At 46.6% G+C, this 22,646-nt stretch carries 20 protein-coding genes, 1 pseudogene and 1 riboswitch; of the genes and pseudogenes, 1 reads left to right on the top strand and 20 read right to left on the bottom strand.

Annotation, left to right across the window (positions count from 1 at the left end):
* Window positions 1-751 precede the first annotated feature (751 nt).
* The 18 genes and pseudogenes from FE296_RS03500 to FE296_RS03595 all read right to left on the bottom strand — a co-directional run bounded on the left by FE296_RS03500 (window position 752) and on the right by FE296_RS03595 (window position 19,776).
* Window positions 752-2,128: an NCS2 family permease gene (locus tag FE296_RS03500; protein ID WP_124118713.1), complete on the bottom strand. Its 1,377-nt coding sequence runs from the start codon at window positions 2,126-2,128 to the stop codon at window positions 752-754.
* Between the two features lie 171 nt (window positions 2,129-2,299).
* A riboswitch (purine riboswitch) is annotated at window positions 2,300-2,399 on the bottom strand.
* A 401-nt stretch (window positions 2,400-2,800) separates the two neighbouring features.
* Entirely contained in the window at window positions 2,801-3,040 is a 240-nt protein-coding gene (locus tag FE296_RS03505; RefSeq protein ID WP_150364231.1) for a hypothetical protein, read from the bottom strand.
* Between the two features lie 226 nt (window positions 3,041-3,266).
* Window positions 3,267-5,138 carry a flagellin N-terminal helical domain-containing protein gene (locus FE296_RS03510; RefSeq protein ID WP_411860555.1) on the bottom strand — a complete coding sequence of 624 codons (1,872 nt, stop codon included), beginning with the start codon at window positions 5,136-5,138 and terminating at the stop codon, window positions 3,267-3,269.
* 356 nt (window positions 5,139-5,494) lie between these two features.
* A pseudogene (locus FE296_RS03520) lies at window positions 5,495-5,578 on the bottom strand (GMP synthase (glutamine-hydrolyzing)); the annotation flags it as partial.
* Window positions 5,579-6,592: 1,014 nt separating this feature from the next.
* A complete protein-coding gene (locus tag FE296_RS03530; RefSeq protein WP_150364233.1) occupies window positions 6,593-7,135 on the bottom strand; it encodes a stalk domain-containing protein in 543 nt (180 codons plus the stop codon).
* A gap of 51 nt (window positions 7,136-7,186) precedes the next feature.
* Window positions 7,187-8,275, bottom strand: a complete 1,089-nt coding sequence (locus FE296_RS03535) for a hypothetical protein (protein ID WP_150364234.1) — start codon at window positions 8,273-8,275, stop codon at window positions 7,187-7,189.
* Between the two features lie 270 nt (window positions 8,276-8,545).
* Window positions 8,546-12,814: a phage tail tape measure protein gene (locus tag FE296_RS03540; RefSeq protein ID WP_150364235.1), complete on the bottom strand. Its 4,269-nt coding sequence runs from the start codon at window positions 12,812-12,814 to the stop codon at window positions 8,546-8,548.
* Window positions 12,814-13,050, bottom strand: a complete 237-nt coding sequence (locus tag FE296_RS03545) for a hypothetical protein (protein WP_150364236.1) — start codon at window positions 13,048-13,050, stop codon at window positions 12,814-12,816. Before FE296_RS03545 ends, FE296_RS03540 begins: the two co-directional genes overlap by 1 nt.
* Window positions 13,051-13,098: 48 nt before the next feature.
* The gene (locus tag FE296_RS03550) at window positions 13,099-13,383 is read right to left on the bottom strand and encodes a hypothetical protein (RefSeq protein ID WP_150364237.1); all 285 of its coding nucleotides are present in this window, start codon (window positions 13,381-13,383) and stop codon (window positions 13,099-13,101) included.
* On the bottom strand, window positions 13,380-14,231 hold the full coding sequence (locus FE296_RS03555; protein ID WP_150364238.1) for a hypothetical protein: 852 nt from the start codon (window positions 14,229-14,231) through the stop codon (window positions 13,380-13,382). Before FE296_RS03555 ends, FE296_RS03550 begins: the two co-directional genes overlap by 4 nt.
* 364 nt (window positions 14,232-14,595) lie before the next feature.
* Window positions 14,596-14,910, bottom strand: a complete 315-nt coding sequence (locus FE296_RS03560) for a cold-shock protein (RefSeq protein WP_150364239.1) — start codon at window positions 14,908-14,910, stop codon at window positions 14,596-14,598.
* Window positions 14,907-15,212 carry a hypothetical protein gene (locus tag FE296_RS03565; protein WP_150364240.1) on the bottom strand — a complete coding sequence of 102 codons (306 nt, stop codon included), beginning with the start codon at window positions 15,210-15,212 and terminating at the stop codon, window positions 14,907-14,909. Before FE296_RS03565 ends, FE296_RS03560 begins: the two co-directional genes overlap by 4 nt.
* A gap of 490 nt (window positions 15,213-15,702) precedes the next feature.
* Window positions 15,703-15,915, bottom strand: coding sequence for a hypothetical protein (locus FE296_RS03570; protein ID WP_150364241.1), 213 nt, complete (start codon window positions 15,913-15,915; stop codon window positions 15,703-15,705).
* Between the two features lie 17 nt (window positions 15,916-15,932).
* Entirely contained in the window at window positions 15,933-16,847 is a 915-nt protein-coding gene (locus FE296_RS03575) for a hypothetical protein (protein ID WP_150364242.1), read from the bottom strand.
* Window positions 16,848-17,232: 385 nt separating this feature from the next.
* Window positions 17,233-17,502, bottom strand: coding sequence for a helix-turn-helix domain-containing protein (locus tag FE296_RS03580; RefSeq protein ID WP_190945017.1), 270 nt, complete (start codon window positions 17,500-17,502; stop codon window positions 17,233-17,235).
* A gap of 148 nt (window positions 17,503-17,650) precedes the next feature.
* Window positions 17,651-18,529 (bottom strand): hypothetical protein, encoded by an 879-nt coding sequence (locus FE296_RS03585; protein WP_150364244.1) that lies wholly within the window; start codon window positions 18,527-18,529, stop codon window positions 17,651-17,653.
* 463 nt (window positions 18,530-18,992) lie between these two features.
* The gene (locus tag FE296_RS03590) at window positions 18,993-19,259 is read right to left on the bottom strand and encodes a hypothetical protein (RefSeq protein WP_150364245.1); all 267 of its coding nucleotides are present in this window, start codon (window positions 19,257-19,259) and stop codon (window positions 18,993-18,995) included.
* A 157-nt stretch (window positions 19,260-19,416) separates the two neighbouring features.
* Window positions 19,417-19,776 (bottom strand): hypothetical protein, encoded by a 360-nt coding sequence (locus FE296_RS03595; RefSeq protein WP_150364246.1) that lies wholly within the window; start codon window positions 19,774-19,776, stop codon window positions 19,417-19,419.
* Between the two features lie 359 nt (window positions 19,777-20,135).
* Between FE296_RS03595 and FE296_RS03600 the strand changes: the two genes are divergently transcribed.
* Window positions 20,136-20,360 carry a helix-turn-helix domain-containing protein gene (locus FE296_RS03600; RefSeq protein ID WP_223868757.1) on the top strand — a complete coding sequence of 75 codons (225 nt, stop codon included), beginning with the start codon at window positions 20,136-20,138 and terminating at the stop codon, window positions 20,358-20,360.
* Between the two features lie 276 nt (window positions 20,361-20,636).
* Here FE296_RS03600 and FE296_RS03605 read toward each other — a convergent pair whose 3' ends face one another.
* Together FE296_RS03605 and FE296_RS03610 are read right to left on the bottom strand one after the other, a co-directional pair.
* Window positions 20,637-21,584, bottom strand: a complete 948-nt coding sequence (locus FE296_RS03605) for a tyrosine-type recombinase/integrase (protein WP_150364247.1) — start codon at window positions 21,582-21,584, stop codon at window positions 20,637-20,639.
* An 84-nt stretch (window positions 21,585-21,668) separates the two neighbouring features.
* Window positions 21,669-22,604 carry a tyrosine-type recombinase/integrase gene (locus FE296_RS03610; RefSeq protein ID WP_150364248.1) on the bottom strand — a complete coding sequence of 312 codons (936 nt, stop codon included), beginning with the start codon at window positions 22,602-22,604 and terminating at the stop codon, window positions 21,669-21,671.
* Window positions 22,605-22,646: the final 42 nt, after the last annotated feature.

The raw sequence follows: 22,646 nt of genomic DNA on the forward strand, positions 1-22,646 counted from the left end.
GCTCATTTTGAATCTGACGAGATTAAACATCTCATTTGTGCTCCAGTCGATCCAAGCCAAGGCTTGTTTCAAACTTTTGCGTTCATTCTGCAAGCAGAATGTTTACTCACTCGTTGTTCAGTTTTCAAAGATCAAACTTGTTTTGTTACCGAATGTCGTTCTCTTCAGCAACTCTTATATAATATCATGTCCGAACCAACTTTGCAAGCTCTTTTTTTAAGTTTCTTTCGAAGCTTATTTCATTCGCTTGCCGCACCGTGTATCTCGTGTTTTTTCGGCCGGAAATAGAATATACCATGTACAGTTATGGAACGCAAGTCTTTTTTCGATAAACATTAAATTCTTATAAAACGAGTACTCTGTAGACCTTTTACAAGTATCTCCTTATAGCCGGCCAAATGATACATCTGCGCACTAACTTTAATGATCGGAGTGATTAACTTACATACGCAAAAAGTTTTTCACATGATCCCTAATTCAATTATAGAGAAACACATGTTGTATACAGTACAGACTCATCACGTTATAGAAACTTATTAGCCGATGATTTCATTAGATAAACAACCAACAAATCATAGATCATTATATTCATTCCTTCTATATAGAAGGAAAACATTTCTTAGATTCATTTTTCCCAAGAAAAGAATACAAAAAAAGCGAAAGCTCAGGGGCTATTCCCGGGGCTTCCGCTTCTTTCATTTATGAGATAACAAACGTATCTCAGATAATTCTTCGTTACACCTAACGAATCCTACTCCCCGCCAATAAATACATATCGGCAAACTACAATGAGCGCCAAGATCCACATAAGCCAGTGAATTTTCACTTTACGCTCTGTAACCAAGTTACTGAACACCGCCAGAATCACATAAGATACAATACCTGCGGAGATCCCGTTTGCGATTCCGCCTGTGAAAGGCATCAATACAATCGTAAGGAACGCGGGGAAAGCTTGCAGGAAATCATCCCACTCGATGCTACGCACTTGACTCATCATAAGCACACCCACGATGATCAATGCCGGAGCCGTCGCAGCGGATGGTACAACCAGCGCAAGCGGAGCGATAAACAGAGCCAAAATGAACAGCAAACCTGTGGTTACCGAAGTCAGTCCTGTACGTCCACCCGCCTCAACGCCTGAGGCACTTTCAACGTATGCCGTAATTGTACTTGTACCCAGTGCAGCACCTGCGCTGACACCAACTGCATCGACGAGCATCGCTTTACCGATCGTTTTCTCGCCTTTTTTCTTATCCTTCATAATCCCCATACGTGTTGCAGTACCTACCATGGTACCAAACGTGTCGAACAATTCAACGAAGGTGAAGATGAAGATGATCTCGAACAGCCCCAGACTGATGGCACCTTTCAAATCTAGCTGTCCAACCGCCAGATCACTGAAATTAGGCAACCAGCTTGCACCTGAAAGACCACTCAAATTCGTAACTCCCATTGGAATACCAATCAGCGTTGTTACTACGATCCCGATCAACAGAGCGCCTTTGACGCGCATAACCATCAGTATAGCAATAAGAAGCAAACCAATCAGAGCTAGCAATGCATCGTGATGTGTTACAAAGTTGCCCAATGACAGGTTAAAACTGCTACCTGGAATCGGCTGACTCAGATCTGCGTCTGGTGCAACATTAACTGTTACAGCCACGAGATTAGCAAGTTTGAAACCGATAATGGTAATAAAGAGACCGATACCAACCGTTATGGCCATTTTGATCGACTGCGGAACTGCAACAAGCAGCATTTGCCGAATCTTCGTCACAGTCAAAATAATGAACACGATACCGGAAAGGAAAACCGCTCCGAGAGCTGCTTGCCAAGTAATCGCTCCATTCGAACTTAGAACGACAGTCATGAAGTATGCATTCAATCCCATACCTGGTGCAAGCGCGATCGGAATATTCACGAACAATCCCATAATAATAGTCATTAATCCGGCGCCGACGGCTGTTGCAAAAAATACTGCATTGTCCGACATCCCCGCACCGGCTTGTCCCAAGAACAACGTATTCACAAAAAGAATGTAAGCCATTGTCATAAACGTAGTGAGACCCGCAACAATCTCCGTTCTAACATTTGTTCCGTTTTCTTTTAATTTAAAGAAACGATCCATAATTACTAACTCCCCCTTAGAGATGTTGAAGCCATATTGAAAAACGACAAATGACCCTGATGAAGATTCTTCACCCAGGGTTCAGCTGACAAGGAGTGGCATGATGCCTTTACTAAGAACAAAAAAAATTCTAATGTGCGTGATGTCCCCGCAATCATGTAGAATTCATGTGCTTAGCCTTCTCCTCTTCGTAGCCAGATCATTAGGGTGATCTCGTAGAGACTCCCGGGCCAATCCCCAGGATTATACGAATAAGTATGCGCTATTTGTTTGTTTCCCATCACTATTTTAGGAGGGCAGTATGTTTTTGTCAATGAGAAAAACGAATGTTAATCTCATCCTTGTATAAAATCGTTCGTATTATTTAACAGATTGAACCAGTTCAGCGGTTTACAACCCAATTGAATGCGCTCTTTTCGGTGAAACCTCTATGGGATATGTCCATTCTTTCAGGCTGAAAGTTCCGCAGGATAACATAAAAAGCTAACCTGATCAAAGAGCAGAAGCGCTCTAATCAGGCTAGCTTATGTTTCTGATGCATTTTAGCAATCAGGTGAATGATGATCTAGGAATAACGATGTCTCGTATTCCGAAGGCATATTAACATTAGGTATATGGAGCAATTTGCGGCATGTTCCGGAGCTATTTTTTACCGGATCAGTCCTATGTTAGTTAAATCTCTGTCTGTGGAGCATCCTGTCCCTCTTGTTGTTCCTGATTCGTGTTCGTTGTTAAGTCCGGATTTCTGGTCTGATCGGATGAAGCATCCGCTGCCTCTAAGTTCACAAGTGGAAAATCTCCTGAACCGGAAGCCAGGTCTTGCATACCTGAACCGCATCCTGCCAGCATCACCATCAGAAACGCACTTCCAATGCCCATCTTCCATTTGCTCATATAGTCGGTTTTACGCATACATTCAATCTCCTTTCAGTAGCCATATAGCTCTTAGTATGTACTAATTGTACAGGCTAGACCTGAAAGAATCATGAAATGAACTTTAAAATGGATGAAATATTGAAGCCTTTTGGACAGAACCTAAAACTGAAATCACAAAAGCTGTAAACAAAACAATCACTGAATATAAAAGTGAGGTACACCTTCACACTCAATCGATCAAAGTCTAAAGAATAGCAGTATATTATTTCAATAGTTGTAGTACCCCTTGCGGTTGGGAATTAGCTTGTGCGAGCATGGCCTGAGCTGCTTGCGATAGAATATTTTTTTGATTAAATTTCATCATTTCAGCTGCCATGTCTGCATCCCGGATACGAGATTCTGATGATGTTAAGTTTTCAATTGAATTCCCAACATTGTTCAATGTATGCTCCATTCTGTTTTGCAATGCACCATACTTCCCTCTATAACTTGTAACTCTACTAATTGCGTTATCTGCTGAAGTTATAGATAGTTCTGGTATGGCTGGTGGTAATAGACCGATATTGGAAAGACCTAACGCCTCTGCATCTATTTTAAACAAAGGTATACTAATTGTCTGATATTCATTTGCTCCTGCATGAATTTCAACCCTAGGAGGAATGTAGTCTATATCCTTTATGTCAGTTGTAACAGTTTCAATAACAGAATCAATCTGATTTGTAGTTTCTTCGGTAAAAAGATAAATATCTTTTTTAAAGTTAAAATTATCTAATGTGATTCCAAATTCCAAAACTTCTCCGTTATTAATATCATTATTTCCCCAAGTAGAAGTGATTACACTACCATTGAATCCAAATTGTGTGCTTGGAGTTGTCACTGAAGAAGGCTTAGTATAGGCACCGCCATTTAAGAAAGAAAGATTAAAATCAACTAGTTCATTTGAGACTTCAAAGGCCGATCCTGAATCTGGTATTTGAAGTCCAGAAGCCGTCCCACCTATAGGTATACCGTTAGAAGATGAAAGGGTGTAAAAAGCACTGTGTCCAGAAGAAAAATTAGTACTAATATTAATTTCCTTATGATCTTCCCCAGAGTTATTCCTGATCTTAAACTCTGCTTTAAATGAATTTCCATCAGTTGAAAGAACCTTCTCGATTTCAAATCCATCTTTTTCATAAACAACCGAGATCTTGCCGAACTCTATTATTGAACTTTGTATATTAATATCAGCAAGAGTTGTTATGCTACCGTCAATTTCTACAGTAATCGCATCATCCGAAAACCTGCCGAAATTCGGATGTTGTCCGACTGTCGTTATATTTGGATCAAGATTAGTTTGAAACAATATATTTCTTTCGTTTGAATCCCTGATGTCAAGTTCTTTAAACCTGTCTTTATAAGCTGCATCAGTATATAACTCTCTTGCGAATAAACTTTCTTTTGTAACTGTTGTCTCCGTATGTACATGCTCTTTTTTTTCATAATCATTATAGCCTTGTCTTCCATCTTGAGAAGTAATAGGTGTGGTTCGAGCATACTGATTATAATCGTTATTTATCTCAGTCCTAGTAGTGGAATTTTTAACATTAAGAGGCTCTTCTGCCGTGCCTATTGGAAAAAAACCAGTATATCTTCGTCTATCTGTAGTTTTAGGAAGTGGTCCTGAACTAGAAACATCAACTGTGTGGCTTGATCTATCCATTAAAATTTGGTAATCATCTCTCGCAAGTAGATTAATCGTATTAAACTGAGTCCTATTAGCAAGACTATTAATTTCCTCAGTAAGCTGAGTTATTTCTTGATCAATCCTTCTTCTATCATTTTCTGTATATGTATCATTTGAACCTTGGATAATTAGCTCTCTCTGTCTTTGAATAATTTCTGTAATCTCCTGTAATCCACCCTCTGCTGTTTGAATCAACGAAATACCATCTTGAACATTTCTCGAAGCCTGTTCCAGCCCTCTAATTTGCGCTCTCATTTTTTCAGATATGGATAGTCCAGCAGCATCATCACCAGCACGGTTAATACGAAGACCAGAAGACATTTTTTCTATGTTCTTTTCTTTGTTTGTATTGTTTGTTTTTAGCTTGTTTAACGTATTCAACCCAGTTATATTCGACATAATACGCATGTTATACCTCACTGCATTTATTAGTTACTTATATACTAGTTGGAAATATATTGGAAGTCAAATAAATTCAACTGATACTCATTTATGAATAATTAATTTAATTATTAAAATTTTAACACTAAGAAGATGACCTCAGGTAGCCAGTTTTTTTTGGATTCCTTTTAATTTTATGCCCTACGTTACGCACAAGCGGAACACGCTATACCAACATACCAATTTCACATGATTCAAACATTCTTGATAAAACTTGAATTCCTTAATTAATTCATTAATTTTGTCAAAAAAACTCCCTTCTTTCTGCGATATACCGCAGATAAAAGAGAGCTTTTTTCAATCTATTGTTATAGTTGTATACCCTATTCCCACTCGATCGTTGCAGGTGGTTTGGATGTAACATCATAGACGATACGGTTTACGTTATCAACTTCGTTAACGATCCGATTAGGCAGGGCGCGGGTTTGACGGTTTTTGGCTCCGTTAGTACGAGCGTTGGCCCAACGTCAAATTAGCGCAATACTCGTCGATTATCCAGTTGTTTTATGTATCAATTGTAGCGGGTCAGACGCGCAATTTCAAGCGCCAGCCGCGATATTTATAATAGAAGTAAGACGAAGGACTCCGGGAGTTTATTTTGACGCGTGGATTGTAAATGTACCTGATTGGCCGGAAAATCGGAGGGGCCTTGGGGTCGTAGACTTCACCGCATTAACGCGTAGACTCTTACACAAAATCCACATATGATGAATATATCTATCGCAGTTACAACTCGCCTTAAACGTATACGGGGCGCGGCTTTCCGGCGTTTACGATACATGCGCGTTACCTCCGCCAGCCCCTCCATTTGCACTATTCCGCATATTATACCGCTCGACATCGCGCGATTTGGCCGCCCCCTGAAATTTTCCGGAGGGCTGTCCGCCACGCGCGAGTTGTAGGAAAAACGCACCGGAAGTGCAATTTTGGGACACTTTAATAACGCCTAATCCCCGCGCCAGTCAAGCGATGATCTCCGGTTTCCTCCAATTAACGCCGGTTTACGTCATCCTACGAGCTTAGTAGCGCGGAGAATGAGCTCGATATCTTCAACCCGACTAATTTCGTACACTTTACGTTTCGCTCTCCGGAAACGAGCTGCAGCCTTTTGTCTACCCAACTCGCGCCACGCCTTATCGAAGTCCTTGCGTAGTCGCCAGCGGTATAACGTTCGGCGGTCAACTCCACACGCCCGCGCGATGTCATCGAGGTTCGGCGTTGGAACTGTCGTTAACAATTCAATCGCGAGATAATGACGATCATCCAATGTGGCGCGACGTCGCTTCCGTTTCTTGTTCGCTCCCATAGTCTTCCTTCCCCTCTCTCTCCCTCAGTAATATAATGAATTAAACCTATTAATAGGCAAACTGTACACAACGAAAAGACCGCCCCGAAGGACGGCCATATCGTGCGGCGTCGCACTATTTCAACGCGGCGAGCGCTGCTTCAATCTCAGTTATCTCAGTGTTTGCTTTTTCGATTCTCTCGCTATACTCGCTGAGTGCTTTCGTGCGCGCTGTGTACTCTTCTGGTTTCATTCCGCTAGTCTTATAATATGCGATCTCTTCTTCGATAGTTGCCTTACCTTCAAGATTAGGCGCGAGGATCTTATCTCTGAAAATAGACAGCGACTCCTCCAAATCAGCTTTCGATCTACCTGCATATTTATTGTCCACAACTGCCGTCTCTTCGGATTGCGCGTTAATAGTCGTCACGTTTATCGTCTTCCCTTCTACTTTAATGTCCGCGCCTAGTGCCTTCGAATACTCACGCACTGGTACGTTTGCTTTACCGTCAATGATGGCGCCTTTATCCGATAGCGTCTTTCCGTTCACAACTACCGTATACTCACCCGTAACCTTCTTGCCAACGAGAGACTTAACTCCGTCAGCAAGAACGCTTGATGTTGTCGAAAATACGATACCGATCACAATACCGCCAGCAATATACGCTACCTTTTTCATAATTAAAACCTCCGCGAGTGTAGTATATGGTTCATATTTCCTATACTACCATCAATCTGAGGTTGTCGTGAAGGTGCCTCCACCAGTTCCAGGCAAGTTCGCACTGTTGCCGTGGTTGTGGTTTGATGTTGTAACTTGGTGAGTATGGCCGCGGACAGATTTGCCGTTTATAGCGCTCCATATCGAATCAAGTTGCGACTGCAATCCGTTTACTTGTCCCAGGCTGATCCCGTTTGGAAAGTTAACCGCACCTCCGAACGTAACCGCTCCCTGCAGTCTTATCGGATTGGCAGTATTATTTGATCCGATTACGATACTATTACCATACATCGTCAGAGTCCCGTTATTAGCGTACGAATTTAATTCGCCCACTGACGTACCGCTCGCGTCTCTAAGTACTATCGCGGCAGCCGATGAGTCATCCGACGTAAGAATTTGTACGCGTGTCGCCCCGTTAGCATCGTAACTACGGAATCCAGACGCATTAATTTCAACCCGCCGTCCACTCGCGGCGGTACGAATAAGCGATCCGGTAATAGTCCCGCCAACTGTCGTACTTCCTTCCGCGTACATATTACCTGCGGTGTCCACTTTAAACTTGCCATTACCAACGTTGATGGACGAACCCACAATCGCGCCATTATTGAAATCGGAGCTATTAATCTGCGCGGAGTTGGCGGTCAGTTTGTTCATTATGGCATTACCTTGCATATCCGCGAGACAAGGCAGACGGTTACCTTTCCACGTCGGATACGCTGTCTTATCGTTTATCCAAACGTTGCTATGCGCTAGGTTTTCGTTGCTAAACCGGAATCCGAGCAACATACCGCCAACACTGGCATCGGCGATCTCTGCGTACGCCTGTTCAACCGCGCTACTTAATTCAACGCCGGCGTTTACCTTAGCGATGAGGATCGGTAGGATATCGTCTGAGTGCGCGCCGAACGAGAAAAAGTCCAGGTTAGCCGGCTGAGTGACGCGAATATCGAAGCCTGTGTCATAAACCATCTGAATATACCGCGGGATTCCCTCCTCAAACTCATGGACGATTACGCCGAGCTCAATTCCATGCTCAAGAGCTTGATATAACGGGTCTTTCTCATTGGCCGCCTTGAACGTTGAGTAACATTCTCGCGCCACTCTCTGTATGTCTTCGATACTGCTATCTTCTTTAATCATGCCGAATACTGACTCGGCGATCTCCAGCATGCCAGTTGCGAAAACAACACGTTTACCAAATACCCGCGCCTTCATGTACTCATCTGTGACGAGATAATTGGTTCCCTCGGCCTGAGCACAAACCCGACCGTCAGCCCAAACGTAAAAATTACCCTCTATGAAAGCTGATACACATAAACTCATTGATATATCCCCCTTTGAAAGTTAAAGGCCCCGAAGGGCCCCGTTGCTTTACCGCTGCTTAATACCTTGTGACTGCAACCGGCTGACTACCCGCGCACGTTCGTCATACATCGTAGCAACATCAACCCTATCCGTTAGATTCACTTCCGCAACGGACATATCAATGTGCTGCGTGACAACCGTAGTCGGCGCGGATGTTTCTGACGGACCGGCGGCGATCAAACGGAACAGGTTACCGATTTGCGCATCATTGAGAATCATTTCTCCCGCATGGGCAATAACCGGCACCGCAGATCCCGCCGCGCCTTGGACAACGCCGCCGACTTTAAACTGCTGAAGCTTACCGGTATCCTTGTCGATTCCGTAGAGCTTACGTAGTTCCTCGTTACGCGCCGTTAATCGCGCCATCTCCGCCGTGTCCCCGGAAGCCTTAGCAGCCGCCCATGCGTCTTTATTCGCGTTGTATTCCGTGAGGTCAACGTTTGCGCCGCCAACCGGAGCCGCCAACGAAGCCATCTTCGCGTTATACTCGGACACAAACGAATCCAATTGCGTAAGTATCTCCGTGTTAGCCGCCGCGTTAGCGTTCTTCCGGAACTCTCCGATAGCGGATTCGATGAACTTGATATCGTCGGAATACGCGTCGAATGCCGCCTTGAGCGCGTCATACTTGGCCTCCGTCTGCGTCTTCTCTGCGTCGAATGCGGAAGTACGTTCGTCCTTCTCATCCTGTAGCGCGGATTTCTGCGATTCCAGCTCACGCTTACGTAGGTCACGCTCATGCTCAAGAATCATCCGGTCACGTTCTTTGATCAGATCCTCGCGCTCCTGAATACCTTCCGGACTCACCGCCGAAGTTAACAGATCGATGCGCGCATTCTTCTCGGCGAGCTGCGTACTGTAATCCGCGTCGGAATTGTACTCGGCTTCCTTCGCTATGAGCGCGTCGATCGCTGCGATCTTCTCATCCTGAGCACTAACGAACGCCTTCTTGCGCTCCTCGATCGCATCCAATTCCGCTTTCTTCGCGTCTTCTACCGCTGTTTTCTGAACTTTAACGAGTTCCGTCGCCAGCTTCTCGGTATCCTGCGTGAGCTTTTTGCGGAGACTGTAGAGTTGATCCTCGGCGCGCTCGTAATACTCCGAATCCTTTTTATGGCGATCTCGGATACGTGTCCACGCGGCAATCTTCATCTGCGTGATCTCCGCCTCGGATTTACCGGCCGCTTCCATCCGGCGCTCTTCTTTACCGATCCACTTTTCGGAAGCAGAATACGCGTCCGCTACGGCTTTTTCGTCTGCTTTCGCCAAGTCTTTCCGCGCCTGATATACCTGTTCGTCGGCTTTCTTGTACTCCTCGGAATCCTTCTTGTAGCGATCCCTTACGCGGGTCCAGGCTGCGAGCTTCGAATTAGCCATCTCAACCTCAGATTTACCGGCGTCCTCCATGCGACGTTGATCCTTATCGATCCAAGTGGATGAGAAGTCATAACGGGCTTTGACGCTATCCTCCTGAAGCCGCTTGAGCTGTAGGTTAAGAGTCCGCGAATCTTCTACCGTCTCTTTGAGATGTTGCGCATGGGCCTTACGAAGCTTTTCATATGCTTTGGTCTGTTGCTCGGCAGACCAATCGTACATGTCGGCCTGATAACGTATCGTGGCAAGATCCGCATTATAAGCTTTGTCGCGGAGTTCCTTAGCGATTTCGGCCGCGGACTTCTCCTTTTTCGCCTTGCTCGACTTTGCCTTCTTGCCCTTTCCGCCGGATTTTTTGTCTTTGCCCCCAGTTAGATCAATACCGGAACCTACTCCCTTCGCAGAGTAAGCGTCCCCGGAAGACAGCCCATCCAAAGCCCGCGATATATCCAATACCGCTTGCTGCGCCTTCACTTGCTTATCGTAAAGACCGTCAAGTATCGTACTCTCCTCGTTTGCCAACCGCTCAAACGTTGGATTTACGCTTACCCCGCCGATCCCCGTTACGTTTTTCTTGAATGGCGCGGACTGAATACCTCCGACCGAGCTCATCGCTTTAGCCAGGTTCTCGTAGTTACTGATCTGCGCTTTAACTGACGCTAGGTTTGCCTCGGCCATCGCTTTCATATTCGCAACGTATGCGTTAACTACTTGCGCGGATTGATCGATGAAGGAACGTTCTGCAGCGATATGATCTCCGATGATGTCGATGTTCTGGACGCGTACTCTTCCGGATTCATCCATAACGCGGTTCAGATCCGGGTACTTCTTCCGGAGTTGGTCGACTGTGCTGGCTAGTTCCTGTTTCTGCGACTGATCAAGCGTTTGAGCGGATGCGAGCTCTTTATAGCGGCCCAACAATGCTTCTGACGCTTCAACCTGGCGGTACTTCGCCGTGATCTCTTGAATCTCCGCGTCCTTCATTTTCAGTAACGCAGGCGTAGACTCTTCGATGGTGCGATTGAGCATCCCGAGCTTACTAGTCGCGTCCTCAACTCCGTCGTAACCCATCGTACGTAAGTTATCGTCCATATCCGCGAGCTCTTCGTTAATATCAATCATCTCGTCCAGGAGCGCGGGGGTTCCGAGTCCATCGCTTTGTAGCGCCTCAATCTCATTAAGTCGCTGTTGTAACTTCGCGCGCTCCTCAAGGGCCACGTTTAGCTCGGATGTTTTCTCCTGTAGCGCCTCGACTTCGGCAACCGAGCGGTCTAGCGGCGATTGGGCCAACGTCTCATTGAGCGATCTTTGCGCCTCGTCGTGCTTCTTGACTGCTTCCGCGGCTTCGTTATTGCTTGATACTAACGCGGAAACTCCTGCGGCTACTAAACCGAGCGTTATAGAAACCGCAAGTAAGATAGGGTTCGCCGTGGCTAATCCCCAGAGAGCAACAGACAACGCTCGTATCGCCATCACCCCGCCCATAATAAGAGGTGTCGCCGTTGTAAATGCGATAATAGCGGTTTGCATTGCCGGGTCCAGGTTGTTGAATCCTAGCAATAGGCCCGTTATCTCTTCCGTAACCATACGTACAGCCGGCGCGAACTTGTCTCCCACCGTAATACCTACGCCTTCGAGCGCGGATGTCATTTCGATAATGGCGCCTTTGAGCGTATCCATTTGGATTTCCGCGATCTCTTGAGCTGTACCGCCCGCGTTTATCAGACTATCCGTAAAGGAATCAAACGAAGCCTGCCCGTTGTTGATAAGCGTAAGGAAACCGGAGGTAGCTTCGACACCCGCGATCATACTCGCCGCTTGCGCTTGCTGTGACTGAGTTAAGCCGCCGAATGCGCGCTCAAGTTGTCCGATAACGTTGCCGAGTGGTAAGAAGTTACCTTGCGTATCCTGTAACGTAACGTTTAACGCGGCAAGGGCTTCGCGCGCTTGCTTCGGTGGTTTTACCAAGCGTAAGAGAATCGCACGTAACTGCGTGCCCGCCATTTCGCCCTGAATACCGGCGTTAGACAAGACACCGACGGCTGTCGCTGCCTCTTCGATGGATACGCCTAGTGATGCGGCAACAGGAGCCAAATATTTCATCCCATAACCCAACTGTTCAATATTGGTATTACTGGATGTCATCGCTTTAGCTAATACGTCGACAACTCTTCCCGTTTCGCCTGCTTCGAGTTGGAATCCCGTCAATATGTTTGATGCAATGTCCGCTGTCCTTGCGATCTCCATCTGGCCCGCAGCCGCCAAGTTCAAGACGCCAGGCATCGCCTGCATGATCTGAGTTGTTTTAAATCCGGCCATAGCTAAGAATCCCATTGCGTCCGCGCTTTGTGAAGCCGTAAACACCGTAGTAGCACCGAGCTCTAACGCCTGGTTACGTAGGTTTTCAAATTCTTCCGCAGTCGCACCGGATATCGCCTTTACCTTCGCCATGGATTGCTCAAATGTCGCAGCAGTCTCAACCGCCTTTGCAATGACGCCCGCCATCGCAGCAGATAGCGCCATGTACGCGAGACCGAGCGTTTTCAGCTCTCCGTTAGCACCCTTTGCAGCTTTGGCGTTCTTCTCCAACTCCCGCGTAACCTGATCAATCTCCGAACTACTTGCGCCTAATCGTTTCATCTCTGTTCGAACGGCTTCGAGCTGTCTCCGTAACAAATCCGGATTAGCCTTGCGCATGCTCGTATTGATCTTCTCAATCTGCGCGGCTGACGCACCAACTCCGGCAAGGCTCGTATTCAGCGCAGAAAAAGAAGAGGACGCCGACTTTCCGGCCTCCCCGAGTTCCTTCGCTTTAGTTTTCGCTTTATCCATCGTTTGGTTATATCCGCTAATATCTGCGGTGATTACGGCCCGTATTCCTCCAACGTCTACAACCGCCATTAACAGCTCCCCTTATGCAGCGCTTGTACAAGCGCGATTATTCCTTCGGTTACAATTCCGCGGTTCTCTTCCGTTGATAGGCCGGCCGTTTCTAACTTCTTCGTCGCGCACTCCGCACCGTACCTTAACGTCTCTTCTATCTCTTGCTCGGAAGCTGACGTATCCAAGATGCTCAGCATGTTTTCAATGTCCCGGCCTACATACTCATAGGTCAGCAACATAATTTCCTCGTTCATATAAAATTCCTCCTTTAAATTAAAAAGCGACCCGAAGGCCGCTCCTGTTTAATCCAAATATTCCGCGCCCCAAAACGCATCGCTGCCTCGCCTTACAAGCCCGTAGTACAGACCGTCCGCATCTACTCTCACTTTGCTAAAACGCTGAACGCGCTCGTCAAACGTTTCGCCTGGCGCTATTGTGAACGTATCCAGGTCCCTGCGTCTTGTTCCGGTTGTCACCGTTAGCGGCTTCGTACCTTGGTTATTAATTACGAGCTCATGCAAAATCATTGGGTACTCGTACGATTTCGATGCCACTCCGTTAAATGAGCTTACTGTTACTGTTGTCATTCAGAAACACCTCCCACAGCTTCTTTTGCCTCTCTAGCTTCGCGAACTTTTCTCTCAATGATAGCTACTTGTTCCTTAGTAAATCCCATATCAGAGGACCTCTTTACCGGCTCTTGGGGTGCTTCTGTGACAGGACGATCATCTTCGTGCTGAGAAAAGTAACTCTCAGTGTTATTGATGAACGAACTATACTGAACTCCCAGCGTATCCCGTACAGCGCCCTCGACTGCATCCAAGAAGAATTGCGACTGCTCCATGTCGTTAGCCGTCTCTAAAGAACTGCGAGCCGCTTCTGCATCCGGAGATTCGTAACTCGCGTTCAGATTATCGTATTGTCGCGAAAGAGATATCCGCATGGATGGAGAGTTATCGAGCGCTAGGATTGACGCGGACAGCTCACCGTACGATTCGGAAATTTGGTGATGGAAGTATCGTTCATCTACCCCGCCAATAAACTGTGTCAGCTTTTGAGCAGCCGATTCCCCATCACGGGACAGCGTGATCTCCGTTCTTAATCTTCGGAAAGCATCGTTAAATCTGTCGATCTTGGTTTGATCGGGCTTCGGAATGTCCGCGTAAATTACTGCTTCGGCATTCTTCCGCGCGTCACTAAGAAGATCCTTATACTCACGATGCCTCTTATACGCCAACTGTAGCAGCTCTTTTCCGCGTCTCTCTCGAACCTTTGCGACCTGTTTCGAGCGACCTTCCGCTGATAGGTCGTCGTTAGACTCAATCTCTTTGATTTCCGCGCGCACCATGTCGTTAAACTCACGGTAGACACCGGTGTTCCCACGTTTCAAGTCATGTGCTTTCAGGATACTTTCTTTCGCTTTTTGTTTACTCATTCTCAGTTCCCCTTTTGTATTAGTTTTATAGAACAAGAAGAAGCCAACTAAATTCCGTCGGCCTCAACTTGATATCCATCTTGAATTAGTACTTGCTTGAATGCATGTAGTCGGCTGGCTAATGCTGTCCGCGATGATACTGTACGGAGTCTAAAAGACTCAGCGCGTACAACGTTCCCGGCGGAGTCTAGCGCCTCCATTTGGACCGTAGAAGTTATCCCGTCAACAGACGTAGACGAGCTGTGCCGGATCTTTATGCCCTCAGACTCGGCTTTACTCACCACTTGTACATCGGTAAGCGGAGTAGTATCACAATCGGGACTCTCGCTCTGCGGCGATCTATCGGATATGTCATATGAGGTAATCATAGGGGCACCTCCGATTTGACGTTAACAGCGCAACGTTTACCGGAATTGTCCTTGCCAGTCTCGTAACTCACGCGTTCACCTACCGGAATATCAACGGTGTCCATTTCGTCACATTCGTTAATATGGAAGAAGATCGATCGGCCGCGCCCCTTAATGAACCCGTAACCTTTATCCGCGTCAAACGAAATAACAACGCCTGGCTTACGTTTGGACTTCGGCGGCTTCGATAGTGACTTGCCCAAACTCGGCCCGATTAGCGCGTTGATCTCGTCCATTTCACCGTTCTGCAATCCGTTCCATACGTTGCTCATTTCGTAATCTCTCCTTTGTAATGGTTAATGAGCGCCAGGATCGCCGCTCTTATCTCGGCTTTCGTAATTCCGTAATTCTTCGTTGGACTGTATTCCTTGCATATGGATATCGCGGTCTTCTCGATCAAGCGATAGAGCCGCGCGTCCTCCATCTTGATTGCCGTAGACATTACGACATTCCGACGGACGTGATCGTAAATCACCGATAGAAAATCCTCGCGAACGTAATTATCGATAACATAGGGTTCGAACTTAAGCGGCACCTTGGCCCCGTAATTAACCGTGAATGGCTCCGTAATCATCTCTTACGCCCCTTCCGCCGACGTTTAACTTCTTCCGCGTGAATAATAGGTGCCATGAATCGGATGTGAGCGCGGGAAACAGAATCACCAAACGTAATAGTTATCCCGTCGGAATATGAAACCTTTATCGTGCGATCAACCATGCGCCTCAGCTCCTTTTCGTTTCCTGCGTGCCCAACCTCCGCGATAGAGTCCGCGTCCTTTAAGAATGTGCAACCTTAGGTACCGGCAGTCCTGTTGTTCATCGCGCCATAGCTTACATCTTGGATCGCTTTCGTCCGCTAGTCCCTGCATTAGAACGCAAGTCTTGTCCGGATTAATAAATTCGCATTGCCGCGTGTATTCTCTGTCCACTTGTCACCTTATCCCCTTTCAAAACCATACATATATCGCGTCCTTTCCCCTTGATCCCGCTTGATTTTAGACACGCAAAATAAGCCGAGGTGTTATCGTTCCTCCGCCTGTCCCAAGCTCTATATTCACGTAAAAACTACGTGATCTGTACTACGTTGAACAACCTCTTAGCTACGCGTTTTCTTGCGGCAGGCACACGGTACTGTATCCCGGTTACCTGACCCTTGCGCTCGTACGTTGCCATTTCGTTAAAGTCCGGGTAACTACGTCGAACCTTTGCAATGACTTCCGGATCTTCCGTGTAGGCTGCGAGAGTATCGGTGTTTAAGCGCCATATTGAGTTGGACAATTGATTTTCTCCCTTCATTAGTTGAATAGGACTTTGATTGCCCGTAAAGAATCGGCCGAGCCTGCAAATACGACGCGCGGATTAACAATGATTCTGCGTTTTCGCTTGTCGTTTACATCCGGGATCAGAAGGAACACGGGCTTTCCGTCTAATTTAAGCGATCCGAGAGCAGCTCGTAACTTCTGTGTATCCTTGTAGCTCAACAGCGCGGCCAGGTTATCCAAGTCCATAGGAACGACTCTATCCTCGTTATTCTCCTCTGGGTTGAAGCACACGATATTGAAAGAGAAATTTACAAAGGGAAGTACCGCGTACAATATCGCAAGCTGTTTAATAGTGCGGCCACCGTATTTTTCGTAGAGTTCGCGCACGGTGCTCCTGAATAATCGTGTATGTCGAAACTCATCGATCTTGTGACCCGCGTCGGCCAACGAGCCTCGATAAAAGATCGACGGATTAACGTAAATGTCTTCATACTCGTTGTTGTCTGAGATGACTTCCTCCGCCAGAAGCTTCTGGTAAAACTCCGAGAAGCGCGCGCGGCTCATATCGAGTAGCGTTCCGAGAGACTTGCGATTAATGGGGCGTCCGTTGTCGTGCTGCAGGCGTCCGTCATAATTCGTATAGGTACCCATAAACATCAACCGCGCGAGATCCGATTGACTAAGTGAAGGGAAACGTTCGCTCATCGTCATGCAACCGTTGAACAGGGCAAACACGAACCCTCCGTTAGCCTCCGAGTGGCTGCTGAGCTCATCAAGCGCCTTTTTGCCGCGGGCTTGGGATTCGGTCGTTTTCAGTACGATATCAAATCCGGCTATACGATCGCCTAACTCCGCTTCGATTTCTTCTCTTTTAGCAAGAACTCCGCGCTTTGCAGTAGGTGTAAGGTTGCTCCAATGTTGGTGTTCTCTCTTCCTATCGACTGCCATATAACCCCTCCTCAATAAAATACCCTGCTTTTCAGGAACAAAAGTGGCGAGTTACCCTGCTTTTTGGGAACATAACAAAACAGCCGAATCCCTTATGTGGCGCGGAATTCGAGCGTTTCCAGTGTTTCTATCCCTCTTTATTAGTCCAATTCCTTTCCCCGCGCTTTTCCTTCCTGACAATACCTTGCTCTTGTAGCACCCGCTGCCGCCTCCCTTTGGTCGTTGCCTCATCACGTCCAACACCTTGCCGCGCTGAAAATGTATGATGTGTTGATCTACCTTAGATTAATTGCGCGTATTCTCTCTAACAGTTCAGACGTTCCGAAGGGACGGATGTCCGGAGTGGCCGTAGGACACGTAGGAATGCAAGAACCGTTGCCGAGCGCTAGTCGTTGATTGTAGCGTCTGCTCCACGTATTTTGCGACGTGCTACCTCCGCCTTCCCTAATGCCTCCCATACCGGATCTTCGATTGCCTCATCTAGCCTCGTGAACTCAGATGCAACTTTGCGTCGGATAGTATCCGGTACTGCACGCTTCCCGCGTTCAATCATGTTGATGTACGCAACGCTAACGTTACACAAAGCGGCCAGTTCCGTTTGGGAAAGACCATAAACTGCGCGGATTCTTACAAGCGTCTCAGCTTCGACTCTCACGTTCTCACCTCCCGTTAAGTTTTTATTAACAAAATGGCATATAAAAAAGAGCCACCCGTTGCCGAGCAGCCACCTTCATAAAAGTTTATTCAAATACTAGTTGCTTCTTTTCTTCCCGTCACTATTGTCGAGTCCATACCTCCAAAGTTTAACACTTTCTCATGAATCTCAAGGCTCGACTTAAGCTTGCCTCGTGTATTCCGATCCGCGCGGCCATCTTTCTGTTGTTTAAAATGTACAACCCTTCCTTATCCACAGCATAATCCTTCCCGTCGTATTTACGTATATCCGCCTTTACCTCCTCGGCAATCTGATCGAAAAGTTTCCTCTGTCTCACCGATAACCTTCGATAACGACCTGGAACATAATCTCCCAATATCGTGTGCTCAACATCACTGCTGAACGTTGGGTCTACGTGGACTGTTCCCTCTCCTCTACGTACGCGGCGCATCCCTTTTGTCTGGATACGGTAATACTCACTCCGGGTGGCTTGATTAACATACCGGGTCACTTCTCTCGATGATCGCGATAGATCAACCCGTTTGAACGCGTACTCTAAAGCTTTTGACATGTCCGCCCAATGTTGCTCGACTATCCTTTCTTGAATTTCGAGCGCACGCCCAGCCGCGCCGGTATTTATTCGTTTGTAGGCCAGATCGGCGTCTCTTATTGAGTAACCAAAATAGTCCGCCATTTCAGCGCGGTGCTCCGGATAGTTTTCGATTGTTACGTCAACTCCGAACCAATCTCGGTACGGTCCAGCGAAGTCACGGTAAAACATACGCAAGTCTTCGTCATTCCCTTGAATGTTCGACTCGCCGCGCACCTTGCCGTCGTTGAGGCGGTATTTAATCGTACGGAGCCTTCCCGTAAGTAACCCCAGACAGGCCAACGCGACAAACTGTTCGGGGCGTCCTTCTGCGGGCACTTTCCGGTAGAAATCGATTTTCATAGCGTCCTTGACCATTAATAAGGCGGCTCTATCTGCGCCAACTTGGTAATCCTCGATAGCCTCCATGAAATCCATTCCTGATGTCCTCCTTAATAGGAAGCGACAGCCACAGTTAAGCAGCCGCCGCGTGTTCAATTGTGGGTACCCGGGTCTCTGTTATTATTCAACGTTGATGTGTGCCAACCTCTTCGAAAAAACTTTTTCATCATTTTGGAACCAATAGAACACCTGTTCCGTATTATCTATTATAACACAAGCAAGACAATGCCTGAACCGGATAAAACCGGCCGCCTTACAAGTTGGAGAAGCAGTTCCCGCTGTCCTCCGAAAGAATCTATGTGAAGCGATGTGCCTGAGGGAGTTGCCGCTCCCCACCGCGAATGATCTAAGGAAAGCCGGAGTCGTTGGCGCGAGACCGGCGAAAGTAAATCAGTGTTAAACGTCTGAATGGCGATCCTTCCGATTGGCGTCAGAAAGTACAGACTATCCGCATAGCGATCCGTCAGTTAGCGCTAACGGTACGGATGGTATAACGAAATTAGGCGATTGCTTCAACAATAGTAGGGAAGTTTGAGACAATAAATCCGAGGTCGGCCGCTTGTTCCAACGTGACATAAACTGCGTTCGCGATGGATCGGCGGTCTATTTTGGTTAGGATGTGGAAGAATGCGCCAGGTAGCACAACGATCTGTTGGCGACGGCGGTTACTGTTAGGGTGGAAGGATTCGTCAATGAGTGTAACAATGAAATTACCAGTGCGATGATCACGTACATAACCGATTTCGATTACTGTCGTTTTTTCCATGAATGCCTCCTCGGCGTTTTAAGCCCGCGCGGCTATTAGTTTGGTTGTTTCACCATTACAGTACGTTGTTACGCGATACATGCGGAAGTTCCGCGACCATCCGGACATAGTCCGTAGGTTTCGTCTGGCTCCGCGCACAGACTCGTCAGGCGATGTGTTATCGAAGGATTTCGAGTTTAAGGTTTAAATCTCCGCGATCCGGAGTCCACAGCAAGACATCGAGCAGAAATTGGAGACCGTCCATTCCGCGCAGCTCAGTTATAATCGTTCCGATAAGTTCGCGGACGTCCATACCCTCAACGTTATTTGCGACAATCATTCCGCCAGAATCTCCATCAATATACAGGTGCTCCATGTGCGGCGCCTTATGTACGTGTCTGAGCCAAAGTTGACCATCGTCAAGAATGAAAATGTGGCGACCGTTTAACACATAACCCTCGTATAAAGCATATTGGTGCGCCTCATCGAATGGGCCTAGGATCGTGGAGGCAAGTTCAAGATTGATCTGCTCGCTCATGCTACGATCTCCTTCGTAATAATAATCAGGCAGTAGACTGCGCGAAGTAGTTTCAGAAATCTCCGACCATAGGCGTTCGATTTAATATTGTTAGACGTAGTTTGATTATTATTAACGGTAAGTTGCATGTTAGTTATCCCCTTTTCAAATCATATTTTTAAAGTAACTCGAATGTTGGATTAAGTTTCACGGTCTCAGACCGGCCATACTATCGCTTGATAATGATGAAACCATTTGGTACGATACTACGTATAAGATGTTAACAGGTTATCTTGTCAACTAGTTTACTTGATTACTAATATACACCCGTGTGTTATTCTTGTCAACTAGTTTACTACATTATTTTTGGAGGAATTTTTGTGGCTATCCGATTCTCACTCGATAAGATAATGAAGGATCGCGGACTCGAGCAGAAAGACGTTGTTCAAATCACCGGGATAAACCGGAACACGGTAAAGGCTCTCGCGCTGAACGCTAACGCACGGATCGACTTTCCTACGCTGAATACGTTATGCGTAAAGCTAGGCGTATTGCCTGGCGACTTAATCGAATACATACCGGAAGACAACGAAGAGAGCCGTTAATCACTACGGCTCTTTTTTTGCGTAGTTTACCGTGGAATCAGCGCGTTTAGGCTGTGTTAAGGGGAACGTATCCGGACGGGCCAGGCGCGCTATATGTAGGGGGATTTGACGGAGATTCTACGTGATGTATCCACGTAGGGACAACGCAATACCGTTCGACGTCGAACGATTTCACTCCGCAAAGTTGCTGATACCCCTAAACGACAAAAAAGCCCGCGAACGGAAACGATATCCGCTGCGGGCTGATGTGCACAAAGTTCGCTACTTTGAGGTGGTCTAATTGAAAAGTGAGCTAACAGGTGAAAACTTGCTATGTTGCTTTGAAACGTCTCCCTGGAACATCTCACTGTATAATTGCGCCATATGAAGCGATTTGTGGCCTAAAATTTTCATAAGACTTACGATATCTCCGCCGTTTAGAATGTAATTGCGAGCAAATGTATAACGCAACGAATGGCAAGAAACGCGGACGCCTTTTATCTTCGCAAGCTGTCCGTAGTCTGATATCTCCTCTTGAACAGTCCGCCGTTTGAGAGGAAGTCCGTCAATATTAACAAAGAATACAGATGTGTCCGTTTCGCCGCGTAACTCTAGGTATTCACGTAGATGGACGGCAAGAGTAGCGCTAAATGGAACGAGTCTTTCTTTGCGGCCCTTACCGAAAACCTGAATCACCTGTTCCTTCCAATATACGTCTTCCACATTGAACGTCAGTGCTTCCTCTATACGCAACCCAGTGTCGAGTATTAGCAAGATAAACACATAGTTACGGTATCCCGCTGGCGTTGCGCGGTCAGGTACGTCAAGTAACAATGTAATTTGCTCACGACTCAGAGTACGTAGAATACGTTTTTCCTCCACAAGCTTATCAATTGGCTCCATAGGATTTTCAAGTAAGTACCCAGAACTACGAAGAAAATTAAAGAATGCGCGTAGGTTTCTGATGTACTTGTTCAACGTTGGCGCGCTGTTCCCCTTCTCTTTTCGTGTCTGGATAAACTCTTGTATATCTTCAACTATTATCTCATTTACTTTAATTATCTCATTATTCGCTAAGAAGGTGCTTAGCTTGTTGAGAGACTGGCTGTATGAAGCCACAGTATTTTCAGTTAGATTTTTCAACTTACGCGAGCTTAAAAACATACTTATAGCTGACTGCATGTTTAATTCTTCTTTTGACTCCCGCATTTCAATAATTGACTTTCTTTTCTCCTTGTAGTCCATTATGTAACCTCCTCAATTTGTCACTGAAAAGGCTATCATAATGAATGACTGCGGCACAACTTTGGACTTTATATCAATTACCACTCACTGTTTGATCTTAACCCCATTCAAAGGGCTGTGCAGGCGGCCGATATTGAGTATATCCTCTTGTTCTAGGCCTCTCAGGTACTTCGCCGTGATCTGCGTATCAAAATGCCCCAGGAGCCGGCTCAGGCTGTATATATCGATCCCGTTTTTGAGTTGCTTCTGCGCGAAGTAGTGTCGGCAATCATGCGGAGAGCATCGTACCTCTTTTCGTACTCCCGCGTTCCTGCAATGCTCCTTGAGTATCTTATTGATGCGTGAGCGCGATAGTCCGTCCGCCGTCTGATCCAGAAAGTAATAATCCGCGATCTCTTCCGGCTCCTTCTTCTTAAAGCGCTCCTTACGCAACTCCTCGTACTTCCGCATATACTTGCGCATGATACTACTGATATATACGAGACGCTGCTTCGAACCCTTTCCGTGAATCAAAATATGACGCCGCGCAATATCATCGTTCTTTATACCGCAGAGCTCAGATACGCGGATTCCGGTATCAATCAGCATGATTACGATAAGCTTGTCCCTAACGTTCGAGTACGTCTCCTCGCGCACATCATTGATTATCCGAGATACCTCTTCGTCGTTGAACGTGATGATGACCGTTTTGGTCTCTTTCAGATTCTTTATCCGGCGCATAGGATTGTCGCGTTCCTCTATAAACTCCTCGTCCACCAAGTATTGAAAGAACACCTTTAACGTCGCGATGTTATTGTTCAGCGTAATATTCGCCTCGCTGCCGATCCGCTGACGTTCTTGGATGTAGCGTTTAATATGGTGGGAAGAAATATCCTCCGCGTGATGTACGTCCAACTCCTTCGTTATAAACCGCTCCCACCGACCAAGACGGAACATGCATATCTCGACATACTCTCGTGCGCGGCCGAGAATTTCCTGATTGAGCTTAAAATCCTGAATCAACTCCGTAATTTTAGTCACAAAAAAACTCCCTTCATCTGCTAAAACAACGCGGATAAAAGA

The organism is Paenibacillus sp. UASWS1643 (genome assembly GCF_008693195.1).
In the GTDB taxonomy this organism is placed as follows: Bacteria; Bacillota; Bacilli; order Paenibacillales; family Paenibacillaceae; genus Paenibacillus; species Paenibacillus amylolyticus_B.

Coding starts and splice junctions, on each gene's coding strand:
- FE296_RS03585 (WP_150364244.1), bottom strand. CDS start 18,529: ATGGATTTCATGGAGGCTATCGAGGATTACCAAGTTGGCGCAGATAGA.
- FE296_RS03565 (WP_150364240.1), bottom strand. CDS start 15,212: ATGATTACGGAGCCATTCACGGTTAATTACGGGGCCAAGGTGCCGCTT.
- FE296_RS03530 (WP_150364233.1), bottom strand. CDS start 7,135: ATGAAAAAGGTAGCGTATATTGCTGGCGGTATTGTGATCGGTATCGTA.
- FE296_RS03510 (WP_411860555.1), bottom strand. CDS start 5,138: ATGCGTATTATGTCGAATATAACTGGGTTGAATACGTTAAACAAGCTA.
- FE296_RS03560 (WP_150364239.1), bottom strand. CDS start 14,910: ATGAGCAACGTATGGAACGGATTGCAGAACGGTGAAATGGACGAGATC.
- FE296_RS03500 (WP_124118713.1), bottom strand. CDS start 2,128: ATGGATCGTTTCTTTAAATTAAAAGAAAACGGAACAAATGTTAGAACG.
- FE296_RS03555 (WP_150364238.1), bottom strand. CDS start 14,231: ATGAGTAAACAAAAAGCGAAAGAAAGTATCCTGAAAGCACATGACTTG.
- FE296_RS03575 (WP_150364242.1), bottom strand. CDS start 16,847: ATGGCAGTCGATAGGAAGAGAGAACACCAACATTGGAGCAACCTTACA.
- FE296_RS03505 (WP_150364231.1), bottom strand. CDS start 3,040: ATGCGTAAAACCGACTATATGAGCAAATGGAAGATGGGCATTGGAAGT.
- FE296_RS03605 (WP_150364247.1), bottom strand. CDS start 21,584: ATGGACTACAAGGAGAAAAGAAAGTCAATTATTGAAATGCGGGAGTCA.
- FE296_RS03550 (WP_150364237.1), bottom strand. CDS start 13,383: ATGACAACAGTAACAGTAAGCTCATTTAACGGAGTGGCATCGAAATCG.
- FE296_RS03595 (WP_150364246.1), bottom strand. CDS start 19,776: ATGAGCGAGCAGATCAATCTTGAACTTGCCTCCACGATCCTAGGCCCA.
- FE296_RS03545 (WP_150364236.1), bottom strand. CDS start 13,050: ATGAACGAGGAAATTATGTTGCTGACCTATGAGTATGTAGGCCGGGAC.
- FE296_RS03590 (WP_150364245.1), bottom strand. CDS start 19,259: ATGGAAAAAACGACAGTAATCGAAATCGGTTATGTACGTGATCATCGC.
- FE296_RS03540 (WP_150364235.1), bottom strand. CDS start 12,814: ATGGCGGTTGTAGACGTTGGAGGAATACGGGCCGTAATCACCGCAGAT.